This window comes from Streptomyces sp. JH34 (genome assembly GCF_029428875.1).
Classification (GTDB): domain Bacteria; phylum Actinomycetota; class Actinomycetes; order Streptomycetales; family Streptomycetaceae; genus Streptomyces.
This window is the reverse complement of record NZ_JAJSOO010000001.1, coordinates 1498801-1524369: the sequence shown is the minus strand read 5'-3', so window position 1 is coordinate 1524369 and position 25569 is coordinate 1498801. Positions and strand designations below refer to the sequence as shown.

6 protein-coding genes are annotated in these 25569 nt (G+C 73.9%); 4 read left to right on the top strand and 2 right to left on the bottom strand.

The window, feature by feature from the left end; translation table 11 throughout:
- The first annotated feature begins 93 nt into the window (after positions 1-93).
- The 4 genes from LWJ43_RS06705 to LWJ43_RS06690 all read left to right on the top strand — a co-directional run bounded on the left by LWJ43_RS06705 (position 94) and on the right by LWJ43_RS06690 (position 23323).
- Complete coding sequence (locus LWJ43_RS06705; RefSeq protein ID WP_277331368.1) at positions 94-14586, top strand: non-ribosomal peptide synthetase; 14493 nt, start codon at positions 94-96, stop codon at positions 14584-14586.
- Positions 14583-22115, top strand: a complete 7533-nt coding sequence (locus tag LWJ43_RS06700) for a non-ribosomal peptide synthetase (RefSeq protein ID WP_277331367.1) — start codon at positions 14583-14585, stop codon at positions 22113-22115. The genes LWJ43_RS06705 and LWJ43_RS06700 overlap by 4 nt, the downstream gene beginning before the upstream one ends.
- 57 nt (positions 22116-22172) lie before the next feature.
- Positions 22173-22634, top strand: coding sequence for a GNAT family N-acetyltransferase (locus LWJ43_RS06695; protein ID WP_277331366.1), 462 nt, complete (start codon positions 22173-22175; stop codon positions 22632-22634).
- 323 nt (positions 22635-22957) lie between these two features.
- Complete coding sequence (locus tag LWJ43_RS06690) at positions 22958-23323, top strand: hypothetical protein (RefSeq protein ID WP_277331365.1); 366 nt, start codon at positions 22958-22960, stop codon at positions 23321-23323.
- 139 nt (positions 23324-23462) lie between these two features.
- Here the strand turns inward: LWJ43_RS06690 and LWJ43_RS06685 are convergent, their stop codons facing one another.
- Positions 23463-24056 carry a GNAT family N-acetyltransferase gene (locus LWJ43_RS06685; RefSeq protein WP_277331364.1) on the bottom strand — a complete coding sequence of 198 codons (594 nt, stop codon included), beginning with the start codon at positions 24054-24056 and terminating at the stop codon, positions 23463-23465.
- 21 nt (positions 24057-24077) lie between these two features.
- Positions 24078-25343 carry a hypothetical protein gene (locus LWJ43_RS06680; protein WP_277331363.1) on the bottom strand — a complete coding sequence of 422 codons (1266 nt, stop codon included), beginning with the start codon at positions 25341-25343 and terminating at the stop codon, positions 24078-24080.
- Between the last annotated feature and the right edge of the window lie 226 nt (positions 25344-25569).

Sequence of the window (25569 nt, the reverse complement as noted above, 5' to 3'; positions counted from 1 at the left end):
GCCCCGGCGTCGATGATCGGTGCACTGGTACGGCCGGTTCCTTCCGGCCTTCTTCACCGTCCCCGAAATCTCTCCCCAAAGGTGTGGACCGGCATGCACGAAATCCGTTCGATTCCGACCGGCGTGGTTCCCGGTGAGCTTCTCGAACTGACCGCGGCGCAGCAGGGCGTGTGGTACGGCCAACTCGTCGATCCGGACAGTCCGAAATACAACATCGGTGAATGCTTCCGGATCCACGGTGACCTCGACGAGGAATTGTTCGCCGCGGCACTGGATCGCGCCGTGGCGCTTTGCGACAGCCTCAACCTCGAGTTCGTCACCCGGGGTGAGACGGTGCGCCAGCGCGTGGCCCACCGCTCCGCGACCGACACCGAACGGCTCCGCACGGTCGACCTGTCCGGCACCGACGACCCCGTCGCCGCGGCCGAGAGCTACATGGCCGGCGACATGTCGACCGTGGACCGGCTCGACGCCCCGCGCCACCACTTCGCGCTGCTGCGTCTCGGTGCGCGGCTGCACTACTGGTACGTCCGCTTCCACCACATAGCCGTCGACGGCCTCGGCGGCGCCGTCTTCGGACGTGCCGTGGCCGAGCTCTACGGGCGCGCCGTGCGCGGGGAGGACCTCGCGGCAGCCGGACTGCCCGCCGCGGCACCCCTGCGCGACCTCGTCGCGGACGAGGCGGCCTACCTCGGCTCGGACCGCTACGAGGCCGACCGCGCCTACTGGACCGGCAGGTTCGCCGACCTGGCCGGTGACGCCGCGGCCGATGCCGCCGGTGCCGGCACCGGGGCCGACGGCGACGAGCACGCGCGCGGCGGTGCCGCGCTCGTACGCCGCCGCACCGATGCCCCCGCGCCCCTCGCACCGGCCGGGGCCGACGTCCGGATGCACACCGGCGAGACGCTGCCCGTGACCGTGCTCGACGCCCTGCGCCGGCTCGCGGCCGGCCATCGCACCAGCTGGACCGCCGCCCTCGTGGGAGGCGTCGCCGCCTACGTCGGCCGGGTCGGCGGAGCGCAGGACGTGAGGGTGGGCCTCGCCTCCAACGGCCGTCACGGCGGGCTGAGGCACATCGTCGGCATGACCTCCAACATCCTGCCGCTCCGGCTGACCGTCACGGTCGACATGACGGTCGGCGCCCTCGTGCGTGCCGCGGCCGACGAGATGCGCGGAGCCCTGCGCCACCGCCGTTTCTCCCGCGAACAGCTCGCCCGCGAACTGAACATGACCGACGGCGCGTCACACCTGACCGACGTCGTCGTCAACATCATGGGTTACGACTACGACCTCGACTTCGCCGGCAGCCCCGCCCCCTCCCGTGTGCTGTCCATCGGCCCGGTCGGCGACGTGTCGCTCTTCGTGTCCGAACGGGCCGAGGGCAGAGGCCCGTTGATCGGCTTCGACGCCAACCCGGAGCTGTATGACCCCGAGGACGTGCGGCTGCTCCAGCAGGCCGTCGTCTCCTTCCTGACGACCCTGGCCGACGCGGACGCCGGAACGCTCCTGCGTGATCTGCCCTTTCTCGACGGCGCCGCGGCCGAGACGCTGCTCGCCCAGGGGCGCGGCGCGGCACTGCCCGCGGGGCGGACGGCTGCCGTGAGCCTGCCGGAGGCGTTCGGCGCGCAGGCACGGCTGACCCCGGACGCCCCGGCGGTCGTGGACGGTGCGGTCACGCTGTCCTACCGGGAGCTGGCACGGACGGCGGACGAACTCTCCGCCCTCCTCGTCCACTCGGGCATCGGCGCCGAGGACGCCGTCGGCGTCCTCGTGGGGCGCTCCGCCGCAGTGGTCGCCGGCACGGTCGGTGTGGTCGGCGCGGGAGCCGCGTACGTGCCCTTGGACCCGTCCTGGCCCGCCGAACGGCTCGACCGCGTGGCCGGGGTCGCCCGCGTGCGCGCCCTGGTGGTCGACGAGGCGGCCGCCGCTCAGCCGTGGACGGAGCGGGCCGCCGCCACCCTGCCGGTGATCGTCGTCGACGCGCTCGGCGGCGTCGTGGGCCACGCCCCGCCCGCGCCGGGGACGCTGCCGCGAGTGGCCCGTGGCGACCGGCTCGCCTACGTGATGTTCACCTCCGGCTCCACCGGTCTGCCGAAGGGAGTCGGCGTCACGCACGCCGACGTACTCGCGCTGACCGCCGACTCCGCCTGGGAGAGCGGCGCCACCGACGCCGTACTGATGCACTCGGCGTACGTCTTCGACGCCTCCACGTTCGAGATCTGGGTGCCGCTCCTGAACGGCGGCCGGGTGGTCGTCGCGCCCGGCGGCGCCCTGGACGCCCCCGCCCTGGCCGACGTCGTGGACCGGCACGGGGTGACCGCCCTGTTCCTGACGACCGCTCTGTTCAACGTGGTGGCCGAGGCCGATCCCGGGGCGTTCGCCGGGCTGCGCCTCGTCGCCGCGGGTGGCGAGGCCGCCACCCCGGACCTGATGCAGCAGGTGGCGGCGGCCGTCCCCGGCACCCGCGTCCTCCATGTGTACGGGCCCACGGAGACCACGACGTTCGCCACCCGCCACGAGGTCGTCGCGGGTACGCGGGGCGTGCCGCCCATCGGCCGCGCACTGGACGGTACGCGCCTCCTCGTCCTCGACGGCTCGCTCGCGCCGGTGCCGCCCGGCGTGGTGGGGGAGCTGTACGTGGGCGGCCGGGGTGTCGCCCGCGGTTACCAGGGCCGCCCTGCGCTGACGGCCACCCGGTTCGTCGCCGACCCCTACGACGCGGGGGGCGGCCGCATGTACCGGACGGGCGACCTCGTGCGCTGGACCGCGCGCGGTGACGTCGAGTACGTCGGACGCGCGGACGGACAGGTCAAACTCCGGGGCTTCCGCATCGAGCCCGCCGAGATCGAGAACACGCTCCTCGCCGACCCGGACGTACGCGCCGCCTGCGTCCTGGTGCGTGAGGACATACCCGGCGACCGGCGGCTCGTCGCGTACCTCGCCGCGGCTCCCGGCACCCGGCCGGACGAGGCCGCACTGGCCCGCCGGGTGGGACGCACACTGCCCGCGTACATGGTGCCCTCCGCGTTCGTCCTCCTCGACGCGCTGCCCCTGAACGTCAACGGCAAGGTCGACCGCCGCGCACTGCCCGCCCCCCGTGCCGCCGCCACCGCGGGACGCGCCCCGCGCACCGCCTACGAAGAGGTACTGGCCGGTCTGTTCGCCGACGTCCTCGGCGTGGCGTCCGTCGGCGTCGACGACAACTTCTTCTCCCTCGGCGGCCACTCCCTGCTCGCCACCCGCCTCGCCGGGCGGGTCCGCGCCACCCTGGGCGCCGAACTCGGCATGCGCACCCTCTTCGACCACCCCACCGTCGCCTCCCTGGCCTCCGCCCTGGACACGGCCGCGACGTCCCGGCCGGCCTGCACCCCGCAGCGCCGGCCCGAAGCGGTGCCGCTGTCCTACGCGCAGCAGCGCCTCTGGTTCCTCAACCGGTCCGAGGGGCCCAGCGACACCTACACCGTCCCGCTGGTACTCGAACTCGAAGGCGCCCTGGACACGGACGCCCTGCGCGGAGCCCTGGCCGACGTGGTCGCCCGGCACGAGAGCCTGCGCACCGTCTTCGCCGAGCACGACGGCACAGCCCGCCAGGAGGTCCTCGGCGCGTCGGTCGCCGCCACGCTCGTCCCCCTCGTCACCGAGGAGTGCCCGGCCGGGGCGAGCGCCGACGTCTGGGCCGAGGAGACGGTGCGCCGGCTGTCAGCGGTGCCCTTCGACCTCAGCGGCGACGTCGGCGTCCGCGCCCATCTGCTGCGTCCGGGCCCCGACCGCCACATCCTGCTGCTCGTCCTCCACCACGTCGTCGCCGACGGCTGGTCCCTCGCGCCGCTCAGCCGGGACCTCGGCGCCGCCTACCGCGCCAGGAGCACGGGCAGCACGCCGGACTGGCCCGCGCTGCGGGTGCAGTACGCCGACTACGCGGTCTGGCAGAGGGACATGCTCGGCGCCGCCGACGATCCGGACAGCCTGGCCGCACGCCAGCTCGCCTTCTGGCAGGAGGCCCTGCGCGGTGCCCCCGACCTGCTGGACCTGCCGCTCGACCGCCCCCGGCCGGCGGTCGCGGGCCACCGGGGCGACGCGGTCCCCTTCGAGCTGCCCGCCCCCACGCACGCCGCCCTCGACCGGCTCGCGCGGACCGCCGGCTGCACCCCCTTCATGGTGCTGCAGGCCGCACTCGCCGTGACGCTGCACGCCCACGGCGCCGGCACCGACATCCCGCTCGGTGCCGCGGTCGCCGGGCGCACCGACGAGGCACTCGACGACCTGGTCGGCTTCTTCGTCAACACCGTCGTCCTGCGCGCCGACCTGTCCGGGGACCCGACCTTCCGTGAACTCCTCCGAAGAGTCGCGGAGTTCGACATCGCCGCCTTCAGCCACGCGGACGTCCCCTTCGAACGGGTCGTGGAGGCGCTCAACCCCGAACGGTCCGCCGACCATCACCCGCTCTTCCAGACCATGCTCGTCCTCCAGAACCAGGAGCGGGCGGAACTGGGTCTCCCCGGCGTCACCGTCACCGACCGGTCCCGGCACACCGGGGTGAGCAAGTTCGACCTGACGTTCTCACTCACCGAGCACCGCGTCCCGGCCGACGGCACGTCCGCGGGCCCGTCGGACGCGGCAGGCGGCATCGGCGGCCACCTCGAATACGCCACCGACCTCTTCGACGCCGCCACCGCCCGCGCCCTCTGCGCCCGCTTCGCCCGCGTCCTCACCCTGGCAGCGGCCGACCCCGACCGCCCCGTCGGCGGCCTCGACCCCCTCGCACCGGGCGAGCGGGACCTCGTCCTGCGCCAAGGGCGGGGAGCAGAGCGGCCGTTGCCGGCGCCGACCGCCCCCGAGGCGGTCCGGGAGTGGGCCGCGCGCACCCCGCACGCCGTCGCCGTGCGCGACGCGCACACGAGCCTCACCTACGCCGAGCTCGACACCCGCGCCGACGCCCTCGCCCACGTCCTGCGCGAGCGGGGCGCAGGCCGCGAGGACCGGGTGGCCCTCGCCGCACCGCCGTCCGCCGACACCGTCGTCGCCATGCTGGCCGTGCTGCGCGCCGGCGCCGCCTACCTGCCGGTCGACCCGCAGTACCCGCCCGCCCGCATCCGGTACATGCTCGACGACGCCCGCCCCGTCCTGCTGCTCACCACCACGGACGTCCGATCCGCCCTGCCGGACTGTGACGTGGAGTGCCTCGTCCTCGACGGTCCGGACGCCGTGCCCACGGGGCCCACCGCGCACCTCCCGCACACCCCTCACCCGCAGGACCCCGCGTACGTCATCCACACCTCGGGCTCCACCGGCCGCCCCAAGGGCGTCGTCGTACCGCACTCCGCCCTGGCCGGCCACATGGCGTGGATGGCCGGGCACCTGGCCGTGACCCCGCAGGACCGGGTGCTCGCCCGTACCTCCACCAGCTTCGACGCCTCCGTGTGGGAGATCTGGCTCCCGCTGATGAACGGCGCCGAAGTGTGCGTCCTGCCCCACGAGGCGAACCGGGAACCCGGCGCCCTCGTCTCCTGGATGAACCGGTTCGGCGTCACCGTCGCCCAGTTCGTGCCCTCGCACCTGGCCCTCGTCCTCACCGAGGCCGCGCACGCCGCGCCCCTCCCCGGGCTGCGCGCCGTCCTGTGCGGCGGGGAACCGCTGCCGCGCTCCCTCGCCGACGACGTCGCCGGCCTGTGGCGGGCCGAGGTCCACAACCTGTACGGGCCGACCGAGGCGACCATCGACGCCACCGCACACCGCGCGGACGGTCCGGCGGCCGACGGACACGGGGACGCCCGCACACCGTCCGAGAGCGTGCCGATCGGCCTCCCCGTCGACACCATGCGCACCTACGTCCTCGACTCCCGGCTGCGGCCCGTGCCGCCCGGTGTCACCGGGGAGCTCTACCTGTCGGGTCCCCACCTCGCCCGCGGCTATCTGGACCGACCGGGTCCGACCGCAGCCCGGTTCGTCGCCGACCCCTTCGACGCCCCCGGCGCCCGCATGTACCGGACGGGCGACCTCGTACGGTGGAACCGGCACGGTCTGCTCGACTACGTCGCCCGCGCCGACGACCAGGTCAAACTCCGCGGCTTCCGCATCGAACTCGGCGAGGTCGAGGCCGCGCTCCTCGCACGGCCCGGCGTCACCGCCGCCTGCGCCGTGATCCGCGAGGACACCCCCGGCCACCGCCGGCTCGTCGCCTACGCCGTCACCGGGGGCCCCGATCCGCGCCCCACCGCCCTGCGGGACGCCCTCACCGAGACCCTCCCGCACTACATGGTGCCCGGCGCCGTGGTCCTCCTGGACGACCTCCCCCTCCTGCCCAACGGCAAGGTGGACCGGCGCGCCCTGCCCGAACCCGAGCCGGGTGCGAGCGACCCCGCCGGCACGGGCCCCCGCACCCTCCAGGAGGACCTGCTCGCCGGGATCTTCTCCGACGTCCTCGACAGACCCCTGGTGGGCCCGCACGACAGCTTCTTCGACCTCGGCGGCCACTCGCTCCTCGCGATGCGGGTCGTCAGCCGGGTCCGCGCCGTCCTGGGCGCGGAGATCGCCGTACGCACCCTCTTCGAGCACCCGACCGTCGCCGGCCTCGCCCGGGCCCTCCCCACACCGGGCCCGACCCGCCCGCCGGTGGTGCGGGCCGCGCGGCGGCCCGACCCGATGCCCTTGTCCTCCGCGCAGCAGCGCCTGTGGTTCCTCGACCGCCTCGAGGGGCCCAGCTCCGCCTACCACATCCCGCTGGTGCTCGAACTCGAAGGCGCCCTGGACACCGACGCGTTGAGATCCGCCCTGCGCGACGTCGTGCGGCGGCACGAGGCGCTGCGCACCCTCTTCCCCGAACAGGACGGCGTTCCGTATCAGTCGGTCCTGCCCGTCGACAGCGCGGCACCCCGGCTGCCGGTCGTCGCCACGGCCCCCGGCGACCTGGAGGCAGCCGTCCTGGCCGCCGTGCGCGAGCCGTTCGACGTCGTCACCGACCCGCCGCTGCGCGCCCTGCTGCTCCGCCCCGCACCGGACCACCACGTCCTGGTGCTGGTGCTGCACCACATCGCGGGCGACGGCTGGTCCCTCGCCCCGCTCGCCCGCCAGCTCGGCGACGCCTACCGGGCCCGCGTCGAGGGCCGCGAGCCCGAGACCGCCGGCGCGCCGCTCCAGTACGCCGACTACACGCTCTGGCAGCACGAGACCCTGGGGGACGGTGCCGCCCCGCAGAGCGTCCTGCGGCAGCAACTCGACCACTGGCGCACCGCCCTCGCCGGTCTGCCGGGACTGATCGACCTGCCCCTGGACCGGCCGCGCCCCGCGACCACCGATCCGCGCGGAGCCGTCCACACCTTCGACGTGCCGCCCCCGGTGTACGACGGACTCCTGCGCCTGGCGCGTGAGTCGGGCAGCAGCCTGTTCATGGTCCTCCAGGCCGCCGTCGCCACCCTGTTGCACCGGCACGGCGCGGGCGACGACATCCCGCTCGGCTCGCCCGTCGCCGGCCGCCCGGACGAGGCGCTGGAGGACCTGGTCGGCTTCTTCGTCAACACGCTGGTGCTGCGGACGGACCTGTCCGGCAATCCGTCCTTCCGTGAACTCCTGGTACGTGTGCGAGAGTTCGACCTCGCCGCGTACGCACATCAGGACGTTCCCTTCGAGCGTCTCGTCGAGAGCCTCAATCCCGTCCGGGCACGCGACCACCACCCGCTGTTCCAGACCATGCTGGTCCTCCAGAACCAGGAGACGGCCCGCCCGGACATGCCCGGTCTCCGCGTCGAGGACCGGCTCGTCCACAACGGACTGAGCAAGTTCGACCTCACCTTCGCCTTCACGGAGGAGCGAGGGGAGGGCACCGAGGGGCGGAACGGGGACACGCAGGAGCAGGACGGGGGCCGCCTCACCGCAGGGATCGAGTACGCCACCGCCCTCTTCGACCGGACCACGGCCGAGACACTCGCCACCCGCCTGGTCCGTCTCCTGGAGCAGGTGGCCGCCGACCCCGGCCTGCCCCTGGCCGGTTACGGCCTGATGACGGCCGACGAGCACGCCGAGGTCACCCGGTGGGGGACCGGCCGCCGGCTGCCCGCGGACACCGTGGACGCCACCCTTCCCGCGCTCTTCGCCGCCCAGGCGCACCGCACACCGGACGCCGTGGCCGTCACCGGTGACGACTCCACGCTCACGTACGCCGAACTCGACGCGATCTCCGACGACCTCGCCCACGCCCTGGCGGGGCACGGCGTCGGTCCGGAGTCCGGGGTGGGCGTGCTCCTGACCCGGTCTCCGGCCGTCGTGTCGGTGTCCCTGGGCGCGGTCCGGGCGTCCGGCGCCTACGTCCCGCTGGACGCGCGCTGGCCGGAGGAGCGGCTCGACCGGGCCGCCGGGGTGGCGGCCGTGCGGGTCCTCGTCGTCGACGAGGCGGCCTCCGTCTCCGCCTGGGTGACCGCGACGGCCCGCCGGACACCGGTCGTGGTCGTGGACCGGCTCGGCCGGATCCTGCGGGGAGCACCCGGGCGGCCGGTCCGGCCGGCCCCGGTGCCGGGTCCCGGAGCCCTCGCCTACGTGATGTCCACCTCCGGCTCGACCGGCCTGCCCAAGGGCGTCGGCGTCACGCACGCCGACGTCGCGGCACTCACCGCCGACTCCGCCTGGGAAGGCGGCGCCACCGACGCCGTTCTCATGCACTCGGCGTACGTCTTCGACGCCTCCACCTTCGAGATCTGGGCGCCGCTCCTCAACGGCGGGCGGATCGTCGTCGCACCGGACGGCGTCCTGGAGGCGGGCGCCCTCGGCGACGCGGTCCGTGAGCACGGGGTGTCCGCGGTCTTCCTGACGACGGCCCTCTTCAACGTGATCGCCGAGACCGATCCGGGCGCGTTCTCCGGTCTCCGGCTCGTCTGCGCCGGCGGGGAACTGGCGTCACCGGACGCCATGCAGCGGATCGCCGGCAGCGCGCCGGGCGTACGGGTCCTCCATGTGTACGGGCCCACCGAGACCACGACCTTCGCCACCCGCTACGACGTGCGGGCCGGCCTGCCCTCCGGCCCGCCGCCCATCGGCCGCGCCCTGGACGGCATGCGCCTGTACGTCCTCGACAGCTCCCTCGGACCGGTCCCGCCCGGCGTCACGGGCGAGCTGTACCTCGCGGGACGCGGCGTGGCCCGGGGGTACACGGGACTCCCCGGGCTGACCGCCACCCGCTTCACGGCCGACCCGTTCGACCCGGCGGGCGGACGCATGTACCGCACCGGCGACCTTGTCCGATGGACCGGCGACGGACAGATCGCCTATGCCGGCCGCGCCGACGGACAGGTGAAGCTGCGCGGCTACCGCATCGAACTCGGTGAGATCGAGGCAGTGCTGGCCTGCTGCGAGGGCGTGGCCGACTCCTTCGCCGTCGTCCGGGAGGACGCCCCCGGCGACCGGCGGCTCGTCGCGTACGTGGTGCCCGCCGAGGGAGCGAGCCCCGACCCCGGTGACCTCGCCCGGGCCGTCGGGCGGTCCCTGCCCGCCTACATGGTGCCCTCGGCGTTCGTCATGCTGGACGCGCTGCCGCTGACCGTCAACGGCAAGGTGGACCGGCGGGCCCTGCCCGCCCCGGACCGCCCCGCGCCGGCCGGAGGGCGCCCCGCCCGTACCGTCCGCGAGGAGATCCTGTGCGGGCTCTTCGCCGATGTGCTCGGCCTGGACACCGCGGGGGCCGACGACGACTTCTTCTCCCTCGGCGGCCACTCGCTGCTCGCCACCCGGCTCGTGGCCCGCGTCCGCCCCGCGCTCGGCGTGGAGGTCCAGGTCAAGGCCCTCTTCGAACACCCGACCCCGGCGGCGCTGGCCGCCGCGCTGGACGGCGCCGCAGCGGCCCGGCGCCCGCTGGAGCGGGCGCCGCACCGCCCCGACCCGATGCCCCTGTCCGCCGCGCAGCAGCGCCTGTGGTTCCTGAACCGGCTCGAGGGGCCCAGCGCCACCTACAACGTGCCGCTCGTGCTCCGTCTGCGCGGCCCGCTCGACGCGGAAGCCCTGGAGAGCGCCCTCGCGGACGTCGTGGGGCGTCACGAGAGCCTGCGCACCGTCTTCCCGGAGACCGACGGCGTGGCGCGCCAGCTCGTCCTCGACGCCGACGGCGCCGACCTCGACCTGACGCCCCGCGTCACCCCTGCCGGCCGTCTCGACGAGGTCCTCGCCGCCGAGGTGGCGCACGCCTTCGACGTGAGCACCGACATCCCCGTACGGGCACGGCTCGTGCGGCTGGACGCCGAGGACCACGTCCTCGTGCTGCTCGTCCACCACATCGCGGGCGACGGCTGGTCCCTCGCGCCGCTCGCCCGCGACCTCGGCACGGCGTACCGGGCCCGGAGCGAGGGCGTGGAGCCCCCCTGGACGCAACTCGCCGTCCAGTACGCCGACTACACCCTCTGGCAGCGCGCTCTGCTCGGGGACGAGGACGACCCGGCCGGCCAGGCCGCCCGCCAACTGGACTTCTGGCGCACGGCGCTCGCGGGTGCCCCCGACGTCCTCGACCTGCCGTACGACCATCCCCGGCCCGCCGTGACGGCGCACCGCGGCGACGCGTTCGCGTTCCCCGTGGACGCGGACACCCACCTGGCCCTGGCGGGGCTCGCCCGCGCCCGCGGCTGCAGCCTGTTCATGGTGCTCCAGGCGGCCCTGTCGGTACTGCTCTCGCGGCACGGCGCCGGTGAGGACATCCCCCTCGGCACCGCCGTCGCGGGCCGCACCGACGAGGCCCTGGACGACCTGGTGGGCTTCTTCGTGAACACCCTCGTCCTGCGCACCGATCTCAGCGGTGACCCTTCCTTCGCCGAAGTCCTGGACCGCGTGCGGGAGTTCGATCTGGCGGCGTACGCCCACCAGGACGTGCCGTTCGAGCGGCTGGTGGACGCCCTCGACCCGGTCCGGGCGCAGAACCACCACCCGCTGTTCCAGACGATGCTCGTCCTCCAGAACCACGCGGACGCGGTCATCGACCTGCCGGGCCTCACGGCCACGGAACAACCCGTGCACACCGGCATCAGCAAGTTCGACCTGACCTTCACCTTCACGGAGAAGCACGACGGCACGGGGCGCCCCGCCGGCCTCGACGGCGTACTGGAGTTCTCCACGGAGCTGTTCGGCCACACGACCGCGCACACCCTGGCCGCCCGGCTGACCCGGCTGCTCGGCACGCTGGCGGCCGACCCCGGCCGGCGCGTCCACACCGTGGACGTCCTGGACGCCGACGAGCTGCGGAGCCTCGACCGTGCCGCGCACGGCCGGATCCGGCAGCCCGCGGCACGCACGGCGCCCGACGCGTTCCGCGCCCGGTGCGCGCGGACCCCGGCGGCGACCGCCGTGCTGGACGGCACGCACCGCCTCACCTACGGCGAACTGGACGCCCTCTCCGACGACCTGGCGCACCACCTGTGGAGCCGGGGCATCGGCCGCGGCGACCTCGTCGCCCTCGCCCTGGAAGGCACCACCGACCAGGTGGTCGCGACGCTGGCGGTGGCCAAGGCCGGGGCCGCGTACCTGCCGCTGGACCTGGAGTACCCCGAGGCCCGTGTCGCCCACATGATCGACGACGCCCGCCCCGCACTGCTCCTCACCCACGGCACCGCACGCGCCGCACGGTACGAAGGCTCCGTGCCCTGCCTCGCGCTCGACGACCGGGCCGTGTGGGCCACCGGCTGCCCGGCCCCGCCCGCCGCCGCGCCGGCCCCGCAGGACGCGGCGTACGTCATCTACACCTCGGGCTCCACCGGCCGCCCCAAGGGCGTCGTCGTCACCCACGCCTCCCTCACCAACCACATGGCCTGGATGGCGGACCACCTCGGCCTCACCGACGACGACCGCGTCCTCGCCCGTACGTCGCCGAGCTTCGACGCCTCCGTCTGGGAGACCTGGCTCCCTCTCCTGCACGGCGGTTCCACCTGCCTCGTGCCGCCCGCCCTCAACCACGACCCGGCCGGGCTGCTGGCGCGGATGCGCGACGAGGGCACGACCCTCGTCCAGTTCGTGCCCTCGCACCTCTCGGTCGTCCTCGCCGAGACCGGGGCGGACGAGGCGCCCACCACGCTGCGGGCCGTGCTGTGCGGCGGCGAACCCTTGCCCCGTGCGCTGGCCGAGCGCGTCGGACGGACCTGGCACGCCGAGGTCCACAACCTCTACGGGCCCACCGAGACGACGATCGACGCCACTGCCCACCACCACCGGGACGGGGAGACCGACGCCTCTGCGGGGGAGGGGACCGTGCCGCTCGGACACCCCGTCGACAACACCCGCGCCCATGTCCTGGACGCCGCACTGAGGCCCGTACCGCCGGGAGTCACCGGCGAGCTCCACATCGCCGGCGACGGCCTCGCGCGCGGCTACCTGGGGCGCCCCGGCCTGACGGCCGCACGGTTCGTCGCCGATCCGTACGGCCCGGCCGGGAGCCGCATGTACCGCACGGGCGACCTCGTCCGACGGGACGCCGACGGCCTGCTCACCTATGTCTCGCGCGCCGACGACCAGGTCAAGCTGCACGGCTTCCGCATCGAGCTCGGCGAGATCGAGGCCGCTCTCACCGCCCTCGACGGCGTCGCCGCCGCCTGCGCCCTGGTCCGGGAGGACCGGCCCGGCGAGCGGCGGCTGGTCGCCTACACCGTCGCCGACCCGCGCGACGGGACCACAACCCTCACCGACGGCGAACTGCGCGCCCGGCTGACGGCCGTCCTGCCGCCCCACATGGTGCCCGCCGCCCACGTGCCCCTCCACGCCCTGCCGCTGCTGCCCAACGGCAAGACCGACCGGCGCGCCCTGCCCGCCCCCGAGCGCCCCGCCGCCACCCGGCCCGGAGGCCGGCCGCGCACCGCACCGGAACGCGTCCTGTGCGACGTGTTCGCCTCGGTGCTGCGCGTTCCCGCCGTCCGCACCGACGACGACTTCTTCGCGCTCGGCGGCGACAGCATCCTCTCCATCCAGCTCGTCAGCCGGGTCCGCGAGGCCGGCCTCGGCGTCACCCCGCGCGACGTCTTCGTCCACCGCACACCCGAGGCCATCGCGGCCGTCGCCACCGAGCTCGGCCGGGCAACCGCCGTCCCGGCAGGGCAGGGCACCGGACAGATGCCCCCGACACCGATCGCCGCCTGGTTCCTGGAGCGGCCCGGTGCCACGGACGGCTACAACCAGTCCGGGGTGCTGCGCACACCAGCCGGCGCCGACGAGGAAGCCCTCGTCGCCACCCTCCAACTCCTGTTCGACCACCACGACATGCTCCGGCTCCGCGTCACCCGCCCGGCCGACGGCTCCCCGGTCCTGGAAGCACTGCCGCCCGGCTCCGTGCCGGCCCGGCGTCATTTCACCCGCGTCGACGTCGCGGGGCTCGACGCCGCTGAAGTGAGCGCCGCACTGACCGAGGCGGGCGAGGAGGCCCGCAGACGGCTGAGGCCCGCGCGCGGGGAGGTCGTCGAGGCCGTCTGGTGCGACGCAGGGCCGGACGTGCGCGGGAGGCTGCTGCTGGTCGTGCACCACCTGGCCGTCGACGCGGTCTCCTGGCGCATCCTCGCCACCGATGTGGCCGCCGCCTGGCAGGCCGTCACCAACGCACCCGACGCCCCCGGACAGGCGGCGCTCCCCGCGCCCACCACCTCCTACCGGCAGTGGGCCGGGCTCCTCGCCGCCCAGGCGCTGCAGCCGGCACGCGAGGCCGAACTCCCGCTGTGGCAGCAGGTACTGAGCACCCCCGACCCGCGACTCGGCTACCGGCCGCTCGACCCCGACCGGGACACCGCCGACCGCACACGCACCCTCAGCACCCACCTGCCCGCCACCTGGACGAACCCCCTGCTCACCACCGTCCCCGCGGCCTTCCACGCCGGGGTGGAGGACGTCCTGCTCACCGGCCTCGCCCTCGCCGTCTGCTCCTGGCGCGCGGAGCGCGCGGCCACCCCCGGCGGGGCGCGGCCCGCCGGCACCGCGGTCCTCCTCGACCTGGAGGGGCACGGCCGCGAGCAGATCGCCGACCACCTCGACCTCTCCCGTACGGTCGGCTGGTTCACCAGCCTCTACCCCGTCCGGCTCGACCCCGGACCCGTCGACACCCGCGATCCCGGACGGTTCGACGCCGCGCTGGTCGAGCGCGCCCTCAAGCGCGTCAAGGAGCAACTGCGCACCGTCCCCGACCACGGTGTCGGCTACGGGATGCTGCGCCGCCTCAACCCGGCCACCCGCGCCCGGCTGGCTCCCGAGCCCGACCCTCAGATCGGCTTCAACTACCTGGGCCGCTACGCCTCCCCGCAGGAGTCCGCGGGCGGGGGCGCCGACTGGGACGTGCTGCTCGACGGCGGCGGCCCGCGCGCCCAGGACCCCGACATGCCCGTCCACCACGTCCTCGACATCAACGCGCACACAGAGGACCTGCCGGACGGCCCCCGGCTGGTGGTCCGCTGGACCTGGCCCAGCGACCTCCTCAAGGAGGAGGACGTGGAGGCCCTGGCCGAGGCGTTCACCCGGGCGCTGCGCGCCACGGCCGAACACGCCGAAGGACCCGACGTGGGCGGCTGGACGCCGTCCGACCTTCCCCTGGTCTCGCTCGACCAGGCCCAGATCGACCGACTGCAGAACAGATGGGGTGGACGCAAGTGACCGGGTTCCGACTGGAAGACGTACTGCCGCTGACGCCGCTACAGGCGGGCATGCTGTTCCACGCCCTGTACGACTCCAGCGCCGTGGACGTCTACACCGCACAGTTCGTCTTCGAACTCGAAGGCCCCGTCGGCGTCCCCGCCCTGCGCGCCGCCGTCGGAGGGCTGCTGCGGAGGCACGCCAACCTGCGGGTCGGCTTCCTCCACGAGGACCTGGACGAGCCCGTGCAGGCCGTCGCGGCGGAGGTGCCGGTGCCCTTGGAGGAACTGGACCTGACCGGTGCGGACGCCCCGCAGAGCCGTCTCGCCGCGTTCCTCGCCGCCGACCGTACCCGCCGTTTCGACCTCGCCACCCCGCCGCTGATGCGCTTCACCCTGGTGCGTACCGCGCCGGACCGCCACCGCCTCGTCATGACGAGCCATCACATCCTGCTCGACGGCTGGTCGATGCCCCTGCTCGTGCGCGAGCTCTTCGAGCTGTACGCACACCACGGCGACGACCGCACCCTGCCGCGCGTCGCCCCCTACCGGACCTACCTCGCCTGGCTGGCCCAGCAGGACCGGGCGGCCGCTCTGGACGTCTGGCGCACCGCCCTGGCCGGGATCGAGGCACCGACCCTGCTCGCCGGCCGGGGCGGGGCGGACGTTCCGGGCTCCGGAGACCTGCCCGGCACGCTCGTCCTCGACCTGGACCCGGCAACGACACACCGCCTGCGCGAGACGGCCCGCGCCCACCGGCTCACCCTCAACACCCTGGTCCAGGGCGCCTGGGGCCTGCTGCTCGCACACCTCACCGGACGCCCCGACGTCGTCTTCGGCACCACCGTCTCCGGACGGCCGCCGGAGATCCCCGGCATCGAGTCGATGGTCGGGCTCTTCATCAACACCGTCCCGGTGCGGCTCCGCCCGGAACCCGGCGAGACCCTGGCCGCGCTCCTGACCCGGCTCCAGGAGGAACAGGGCCGGCTCCTCGGCAGCCAGTACGTGGGTCTGACCGAGATACGCGGCGTCACGGACCTGCCCGAACTCTTCGACACGCTCGCCGTGTTCGAGAACTACCCGATGGACGCCGAGGCCCTGCGCACCGCGCAGCAGGGTCTGCCCGGTGTCGCCGTGACCGGATTCAGCGGCACGGACGCCGCGCACTACCCGCTCACCCTCACCATCGCCCCCGGCGACGCCCTGAAGATCACCTTCGGCTACCGGGCAGCCGTCCTCGGCCGGGACGAGGTGGCCCGCACGGTCGCCCGCATGCGGCTCCTGCTGACCGCCATGTCGGAAGGACTCGACCGCCGCGCCGACACCGTCCCCGTACTCCTGGAGGGCGAACGCGAGGCACTGCTCTCCCGTAGCAGAGGCGCCGGACTCCGCCACGCGACCGATGGGATGAGCATCCCGGACGAGGTGGCCCACCGCGCCGCCCGACACCCCGACGCGGTGGCCGTGACCGGCGCGGGCGAGCGGCTGACCTACGGCGGGCTCCGCGACCTCTCGGACGACACGGCCCGCGCCCTGACCGGGCTGGGCATCGGCGCGGAGGACGGTGTCGGCATCCTCCTGGGCCGCTCGGCCGCCACGGTCACCGCGTCCCTGGCGGCTCTGCGCGCGGGCGCCGCCTATGTGCCGCTCGACCCGCGCTGGCCGGCCGAACGGCTCGCCCGCGTGGCCGAGGTGGCGGGCCTGCGCGCACTGATCGTCGACGGAACCACCCGCACGCACCCCTGGGCCGCCGGGCTGGGTCCCGAGGTGGCCGTACTGACCGTCGACGCCGCGGGCCGCGTGGTGCACGGAGAGCCGGCCGTCCCCGGCGCCCTCCCCGCCGTCACGGGCGGCGCCCGGCTCGCGTACGTCATGTTCACCTCCGGCTCCACCGGCCTGCCGAAGGGCGTCGGCGTCACCCACGCCGACGTGGCCGCGCTCGCGTCCGACCGGACCTGGGGCGACGGCGTGGCCGACGCGGTACTGATGCACTCGGCGTACGTCTTCGACGCCTCCACCTTCGAGATCTGGGCTCCCCTCCTCAACGGCGGCCGTGTCGTCGTCGCCCCGGAAGGCGCACTCCAGCCCGCCGTCCTCCGCGACCTCGTCGCACGCGAGGGCGTCACGGCGGCGTTCCTGACGACGGCTCTCTTCAACGTCGTCGCCGAGACCGACCCCGGCGCCCTCGGGCTGCTCCGGCTGGTCGCCTCCGGAGGTGAGGCCGCGGTGCCCGGACTCCTCCAGAGCCTCGCCGCCGCGCACCCCGGCACCGCCTTCCTCAACGTCTACGGGCCCACCGAGACCACCACGTTCGCCACCCGGCACCGCGTACACCCGGGCGCCCCCGACGGCGCGCCCCCGATCGGCCGGCCGCTGGACGGGACGCGCGCCCACGTCCTGGACGCGGCGCTGCGGCCCGTGCCGCCGGGCGCCGAAGGCGAGCTGTACGTCGCGGGAGCCGGCGTCGCCCGCGGCTACCTGGGATGCCCCGGTCCGACGGCCACCCGCTTCGTCGCCGACCCCTTCTCCGGCACCGGGGAGCGGATGTACCGCACCGGTGACCTCGTGCGCCGGGACCCCGACGGCACCCTGCACTACGTGGCCCGGTCCGACCAGCAGATCAAGCTGCGCGGCCACCGCATCGAGCCGGCCGAGATCGAGGCCGTGCTCCGCTCCGACGACTCCGTGCGCGCCGCGTGCGTCCTGGTCCGCGAGGACCTGCCCGGCGACCGCACCCTGACCGCCTACGTCGTCCCCGCCCCCGGGCACACCCCGGACCCCGGCTTGCTCGCCTCGTACGTCGGCCGCCGACTGCCCGCGTACATGGTGCCCGCCACCATCCAGTGCCTCGACGCGCTGCCCCTGACCGCCAACGGCAAACTCGACCGGTCCGCCCTGCCCGCCCCCGCCACCGCGCCGGCCACGGGAAACCGCCCGCCCCGCACGGCCCACGAGGAGATCCTCGCCGGGCTGTTCGCCGACGTCCTGGGCGTCGCACGCGTCGGGATCGACGACAACTTCTTCGCCCTGGGCGGCCACTCCCTGCTCGCCACCCGCCTCGTGGGCCGCGTCCGTACCGCCCTGGACACCGAGACCGAGATCCGCACCCTCTTCGAGAACCCCACCGTCGCCACGCTCGCCACCGCCCTGAGGGACGCGGACCGGGCCGCCCGCCCCTCCCTCGTGCCCCAGGAACGCCCCACCCTGCTCCCGCTGTCCTACGCCCAGCAGCGCCTGTGGTTCCTCCACCGTCTCGAGGGCCCCTCCGCCACCTACAACATCCCCGTCGCCCTGCGCCTCGACGGACCGCTCGACGCGGGAGCCCTGCGCCGTGCCCTCCACGACGTCGTCGCCCGGCACGCGGCCCTGCGCACCGTCTTCCCCGAACACGACAGCAGACCGCACCAGCTGATCACCGCCCCCGACGACGTCCGCCTCCCGTTCACGGCCGAAGCCGTCGACGAGGGCCGCCTGCCCGCCCGCATCGAGGCCGCGGCGACCGCACCCCTCGACATCGAGCACCAACTCCCGCTCCGGGCGACCCTGCTGCGCCTGGACGACACCACCCACGTCCTGGTCCTCGTGATCCACCACATCGCCGCCGACGGCTCGTCCCTGGCCCCCTTCGCACGCGACCTCGGCGCCGCCTACCGCGCCCGCGTGCGCGCCGGGGCGCCGCAGTGGACGGACCTTCCCGTCGACTACGCCGACCACACCCTCTGGCAACGCCGCCTGCTCGGCGACGAGCGCGACCCCGACAGCCTCCTCGCGCGTCAACTCGGGCACTGGAGAACCGCGTTGGACGGGCTTCCGGAAATGATCGAGCTGCCCTGGGACCGGCCGCGCCCCGCCGCACCCCGGCACGCCGGCGCCACCCACGACTTCGCTCTCGACCCCGCCACCGCCCGGCAGGTCGCGGAACTGGCCCGCGCCGGCGGCTGCAGCATCTTCATGGTGCTCCAGGCCGCACTGTCTGCCGTCCTCTCGCGGCACGGGGCGGGCGAGGACATCCCCCTGGGCACGGCCGTCGCCGGACGCACCGACGAGGCCGCCGCGGACCTCGTCGGCTTCTTCGTCAACACGCTCGTGCTGCGCGCGGACCTGACCGGCGACCCCACGTTCCGGGAACTCCTGCACCGGGTGAAGGAGTTCGACCTCTCCGCGTACGCGCACCAGGACGTTCCCTTCGAGCGTCTGGTGGAGCTGCTCAACCCCGTGCGCTCGCAGAACCACCACCCGCTCTTCCAGACCATGCTCGTCCTCCAGAACCACACCCCCGCCGCCCCGGTCGACCTGCCCGGCATCACCGCCCGCGGCATCCCGGTCGACCCCGGTGTCAGCAAGTTCGACCTGTCGTTCACCTTCACCGAGACGTACGACGACGACGGCGCGCCCGGCGGAATGCGGGCCACCGTCGACTACGCGACGGAACTCTTCGACGCGTCCACCGTCCGCGACCTCGCCGGACGGCTCGTCCTGCTGCTCACCGCCGTCACCGCCGACCCCGACCGCCCGCTGAGCACGTACGACGTGTTCACCGCCGCCGAGCGCGACCGCCTTGCCGCGTGGGGGACCGGCCCCGCCGACGACGGGCCCGGGGCGACCGTCCCCGCGCTCTTCGAGCGGTGGGCCCGGCGCACCCCGGACGCCCCGGCCGTCCGCGACGCGGGGACCACCCTCACCTACGGCGAGCTCGACGCCCGCGCCGACGCCCTCGCCCGCCACCTCGCCGCACGGGGCATCGGCCCCGAGGACCGGGTGGCGGTCGCCCTGCCCCGCACCGCGGAACTCGTCGTGGCCCTGCTCGGCATCCTCAAGGCCGGGGCGGCGTACGTTCCCCTCGACCCGGACTACCCCGCCCAGCGCCTGTCTCACATGCTCGACGACTCCCGCCCGCGGCTGCTCCTCACCACGCCCGCCGTCCGCAGCCGCCTGCCGGAAACATCGGTGCCCTGCCTGTACGCCGGCGACCCCGGGGACCCCGGGGACTGCGCACCCACGTCGGCGTACCCTCCGGCCCTGCTCCCCGCGCACCCGGCGTACGTCATCTACACCTCGGGCTCCACCGGCCGTCCGAAGGGCGTCGTGGTCACCCACAGGGGCGTCGGCGCCATGGCCAGGACGCAGCGCGAGCGGCTGCGCGTCACCCCGGACAGCCGGGTGCTGCACATGGCGTCCGTCAGCTTCGACGCCGCGTTCTGGGAACTGTGCATGGGCCTCCTCTCCGGGGCCTGCCTGGAGATCGACGAACGCGAAGCCCTGCTGCCCGGCCCCACGCTCGCCGCCCTGGTCCGCGAACGGGGCGTCACCCACCTCACCCTGCCGCCCGCCGCGCTCGCGGTGATGCCGCCGGAATCGCTGCCCGCCGGGACGACGCTGGTCCTCGCCGGTGAGGCGTGCACCCCTGCCCTGGTGCACGCCTGGGCGGCGGACCGCTTCCTCGTCAACGCCTACGGCCCCACCGAGACCACCGTCTGCGCGACGATGAGCGCCTTCCAGCACGCCGACGGTCCGCTCGCCCCCGACCGCGCCGTGCCCATCGGCGTCCCCGTCGACGGCACCCGCGTCCACGTCCTGGACGACAGGCTGCGCCCCGTGCCCCCCGGCGTCACCGGCGAACTCCACGTCGCAGGCGAGGGAGTGGCCCGCGGATACCACGGCCGGCCGGCCCTGACCGCGTCCCGATTCGTGGCCGACCCGTTCTCCGGCACCGGGGAGCGGATGTACCGCACCGGTGACCTGGTGCGGTGGACGGCCGACGGGCAGCTCGTCTACGTCTCCCGCGTCGACGACCAGGTCAAACTCCGCGGCTTCCGCATCGAGCTCGGTGAGATCGAAGCCGCGCTCACCGCTCTGCCCGGCGTCGCCGCGGCCTGCGCCGTCGTCCGCGAGGACCGGCCCGGCGACCGACGGCTAGTCGCCTACACCGTGCCCGCCGACGGTGCCGACGGCCCGGACGACGAGGAGATCCGCGCGCACCTCGCAGCCACTCTGCCCGACCACATGATCCCCGCCGCCCACGTACGGCTCGACGTCCTGCCCGTCACCCCCAACGGCAAGACCGACCGACGTGCCCTGCCCGCACCGGACCAGACCGTGCCGACCGGCGGCCGGGCACCGCGCACCGCCCGCGAACGTGACCTGTGCGAGGCGTTCGCCGAGGCACTCGGTGTACCCGAAGTGGGCGTCACGGACGACTTCTTCGCCCTCGGGGGCCACTCCCTGCTCGCCGTCACCCTCGCCCAGCGCATCGAGGAGCGGTGCGGCCGGCGCCCCTCCCTGCGTACCGTTTTCGAGGCGCCCACCGTCGAGGGCATCGCCCGCGTCCTGGACGACGGCGCGGGGGAGGACGACGAACCGGACCTCCTGTCCGGGGTGCGGCTGGCGACTGACATCACCGGGCGGACCGGCCCCGGCCCCGTACCGGCCCCCGCCCGCCCCGCGGCCCGCCCCCTGCTGACCGGGGCCTCCGGCTTCCTCGGCGCCTTCCTCCTGCGCGACCTCATCGAGACCACCGGCGGGCCCGTCGACTGCCTCGTACGCGCCGAGGACGAGCAGCACGCCGCACACCGCCTGCGGGCCAACCTGGAGCACTACGGCCTGTGGCGCCCCCGGTACGCCGACCTGATCCACGCCGTCCCCGGGGACCTCGCGGCCCCCGGTCTCGGCCTGTCCCCCGAGGACCGGGCCGCCCTGGTCCGCCGCCTCGGAACCGTCGTCCACAACGGCGCGCACGTCAACTTCGCCGCCGGGTACGGCGATCTGCGCGCGCCCAACGTGGCCGGAACCGAGGAACTGCTGCGGCTGCTCGCCGACTCCGCCTCACCCGGGATGCACTACCTCTCCACGACGAGCGTCTACGCCCCGGCGTCCGGCCCGGACCCCGTCACCATCACGGAGTCGACCCCGCCCGGCCCGGCGTCCGTCCTCCCCGACGGATACGCGCGGAGCAAGTGGGCCGCCGAGCAACTCGTCGGGCAGGCCCGCGAACGCGGCCTGCCGGTCACCGTCCATCGCCCCGGCCGCATCAGCGGCGACACCACCACCGGCGCCTGCCAGGAACGTGACCTCCTGTGGCAGCTCATCAAGGGATGCCTCCAGGCGGGCGCGGTACCGGACCTGCCGTACGGGTCGACCGACTGGGTGCCCGTCGACTACGTCAGCGCGGCCGTGGTGGCGCTCGCCACCTCCGGCGGGACGGACGCGGAGACCTACCACTTCACCCACCCCGACGCACCCGGCCTGGACCGCGTCTTCGACGCCGCCGCCCGGCTCGGACACGAGCTGAGCACCGTTCCCGCCGCGCACTGGCAGGCCCGCGTCGCCGCCCGCCACGACAACGCGGCCCAGCTGTTCCTCGGCGAGGCGGGAGGAGCCCGGCACGAGGCCACGGACCACCGCGGCTTCGACTCCAGCCGGACCACCGAGGCCGTCGCGGCCCTCGGCGTCCATCTGCCCGCGCTGACGGACGAGGTGCTGACCCGCTACCTGACCTACTTCCAGGCAACGGGCTTCCTGCCCTCGCCGCAGGGGGTACGGGCCGCGAGCTGACGGGCGCGGACGTCTGCCACCCGGGATTGTCAGTGGCGGGTGGCAGACTCCGTCGGCATGACTGAACAGGTGTGTCTGAGAGACGTAGTCCAGGACGATCTGGAGGTGTTCCTCGCGCAGGAACACGACCCGGAGTCCGTGCGCCGGTCGAACTTCCCGCCCCGTGAACGCGAGGCCTTCATGAGGCACTGGACGACGAAGGTACTGGGGGACCCGTCCAACCGCGTACAGGCCGTCACCGTCGACGGCGTGCTGGCGGGCAATCTGGTGGCGTGGTGGGACGAGGACCGGCGCTTCATCGGGTACTGGCTCGGCCGGCAGTACTGGGGCCGGGGCATCGGCACACGCGCGCTGGCGCTCTTCCTGGAACAGGAGACCAACCGGCCGCTGTACGCCGACCCGTTCGCGGAGAACACCGGTTCGGTCCGCCTGCTGGAGAAGCACGGCTTCCGGAGCAGTGGGACCGTCATGTACGGCGAGCACGAGCACATCATGCTGGTGCTGAGCGAAGGCAGTTGACCGCGGTCCGGAGCCCCTCGCACGAGGGGCCCGGCCCGTCAATCCGGAAACGCCAGGAGGTGACCACGCCGAATCCCCTTCTGAGCCTGATGACCAGTCGGATGAAGGACGCGCAGGACTACTTCGTCTGACCTCCTCCTGCACGCCGCACCGCGCGACGGCGGAGACCCGTCCCCGGACGGGCCTCCGCCGTGAGGTCACTTCCCGTCCCTCCAGCGAGACATCCCCTGCGTGGTGGTCAGGGGTCGGCCCGGCGGTCCGAGGACCGGACGCGGCGCCCGGCGTATCCTGGCAGCACCGCTGGGGAGCTGGGAGGGGGAGCGATGAACTGGATCTGGATCCTGCTCATTCTGTTCTGGACGGGGGGTTTCGCATGGGTGGCGGACAACGTCCGAACCGCGCTGCGCAACCGGCACGAGCGCAGGATGGAGCTGATGCGGGAGGCGAAACAGGAACGCCTGGCGGTCGAGGCGGCCAACAGGACGCCGGAACCCGTCTGCGGATGCACGCACCACCTCGCCAAGCACGACACGTCGGGCCGCTGCCATGAGCGCGTCGAGGTACCGACGGCCTGGGACGAGGAGAAGAAACCCTTGCGCTACGAGGCCGGGCAGTGCAACTGCCAGCGGTACGTGGGTCCGCAGCCGCTGTCACAGGTCTTCGCGGAGGAGCTGACGGACCGGGCGTAACCAGTCCGCGACGGTCCTTGGGCCGAGTGGGTCACGGTGATCCCCGGCCCGTCGGCCGGATCGCTCCCGCTGCATGGGCTGTCGGCGCTCGGGGGGCAGCCATGCGCGCGTGATGACCTTGGGCCGACCGCCGGGACGGTTATGTCGCTCCTGCCGCGAACCCGCCCGCCGCAGCCCCTGCCTTCGCGGTGCGATCGTTCGCGAGATAGAGGGTGTCCACTCCGTCGGCGCGGTCGTCCTGGAGACGGAGGATGCTGGTGAACCCGAGGCGGTCGAGGAGTTCGAGGTGACCGGTGTTGGTGGACCAGGTGCGCAGCACGACCCACCGGGGCAGGGATGCCGGGAGGGCGAAGAGCTCTTCGTAGAGGGCGCGTGCGATGCCGTGCCGCCGGTTGCCGTGTCGTACGGCGATGGTGCTCACGTACAGGCAGGGGCATAGCTCGGCGTAGCGCGGGTCCTGGTGGTTGCTGCGGAAGGAGATGAAGCCGGCGGCCTCGCCCTTGTGCCTGGACATGATGAGCTCCTGCTGGAGCATCTCGTCCAGGTAGCCGTTCCCGGGGGAGGGGGCGGCCTCGGGGCCGCGCTCGCGAAGGTCGGACACGGCGGTCCCACCGCGCAGGGTGAGTGGGGGGACGAACTCGCCGGCGACCTCCGTGAACATGTCCGTCAGCTCACGGACCTGGACGGCGGGGATCGCCCCCGGCCGGTACCACCGTGCGCTGATGTCGTTCACGCCACTCCTTCACCGGACCGCTCATGGTCGTCGGCGCCGCCTCCCGAACCGTCGGCGCACACCGGTGAAATCTACTGCGAACAAGGCCCAGAAACCAAGCAGGGGAATGACGGTGGCCGCCACGTGGAGCAAGGTGAATCCGACATCGGTGAGGGAGGGGACGAGGCTGGCTATGCCGGCGGCGGCTGAGATCGCGAACAGCACCTGGACACGGCGGAGTTCCGTCTCGTTGTTGTGATCCGCCAGCTGACGGGAGTGGTTCTCGAGGGCGTGCAGGAGCGACATGGCGGTCTCCTTGTGCCTGCGGACCTTGAGGTTGGTCTCCAGGTACTCCGCGACCCGCAGCAGGACAGGGTCCTTGAGCATGACGTCGAGATTGTCGATCTCGGAGAGGTCCTGCACGAGAGCCGTCTGATTCGCGGCAAGGACGTGGGCGCCCGCCAGCCGACTGCCCGCGCCTCCTTGCTGTCCCCGCAGGTCGTGGGCGTTGATCCATAACTGGCACACGTACCACTGGGCGTGGACGAGGTTCAGCAGGGTGGTGACCGTCTCTGCCTCGGCGGCCACCGCCCCGGGCTCCCCCCGGACCACCGTCGACCAGCCGGAACTCGCGACCTCCAGGCCCCTGAAGCCGAGAGGGTGGGTGAGTCCGTCCTCAGGGAGGGCGGACTCACCGTCGGACAGCCAGAGCAACTGCCTTACCCGCTCGTCGGGAAGGCTGTCGGAGTCGCCGATGAAGCACAGGCGGAAGTCGTGGAAGGCGTAGAGGAACGGCCTGGGCTCGATGATCCCGGCCGTGGCGCTCCGCAGAGCCCGCACGGCGGAGCCGTGCGCCTCGGAGTCACCGGCCCTCAGGCCCGGGGGAATCCGGAGACTCAGGTTGTCGCTGAGGGCGTGGCATCGTTCGAGGTAGGGCAGGTAGTCCCGGTTCTTCCAGTCGACCAGGTCGTCGTAGAAGTGCTCGATGTCGGCCACGCCCTCGACGAGGGTGAACGTGTAGTCGACCGAGACCACACCGAGCCACGGATACACCCGCATCCGGCAGTCGAAGGACCACTTGGCCCCGGCGAGCACCGTCTCCCCTTCGGACAGCGCGCATGAGAGGACCGGTGAGTGCCCGGCCAGATACGACAGGTTCCAGCTGCGCAGCATGGTCATGTCCACGCTTACGGTGCCGTGCCGGGCCTCCACTGCCTGCATCAGGCGCCTGGTGTCGAAGATGGTCCCGCCGAGGTCGTACTTGACGGGTACAAAAACCTTCAGCTCTGCAGTGCGATGCGCTTCCACGCACCCTCCCCCGAGTCGGAGCCCCATGCCCGCGCGCAGCCCGCACGTTCAGCATACGTCCCGAGACCGGCATGCGCCTCAACTCCCCTTGTTAGCAGCCTACTTGCCGACGTGGCTGCTGGTGATCCACCGCAGCCGGCGCGTTCTCGGACGCCTCGGAAACCAAGAGTCGTCGCCGCCCCGCTCACCTCCATGCATACGAGTGGGCAGGAGGTGGCGGTTCGGG

What these genes read in the sequence shown, in the direction of transcription:
- LWJ43_RS06705 (WP_277331368.1), top strand. Translation starts at nt 94, where the DNA reads ATGCACGAAATCCGTTCGATTCCGACCGGCGTGGTTCCCGGTGAGCTT.
- LWJ43_RS06695 (WP_277331366.1), top strand. Translation starts at nt 22,173, where the DNA reads ATGACTGAACAGGTGTGTCTGAGAGACGTAGTCCAGGACGATCTGGAG.
- LWJ43_RS06690 (WP_277331365.1), top strand. Translation starts at nt 22,958, where the DNA reads ATGAACTGGATCTGGATCCTGCTCATTCTGTTCTGGACGGGGGGTTTC.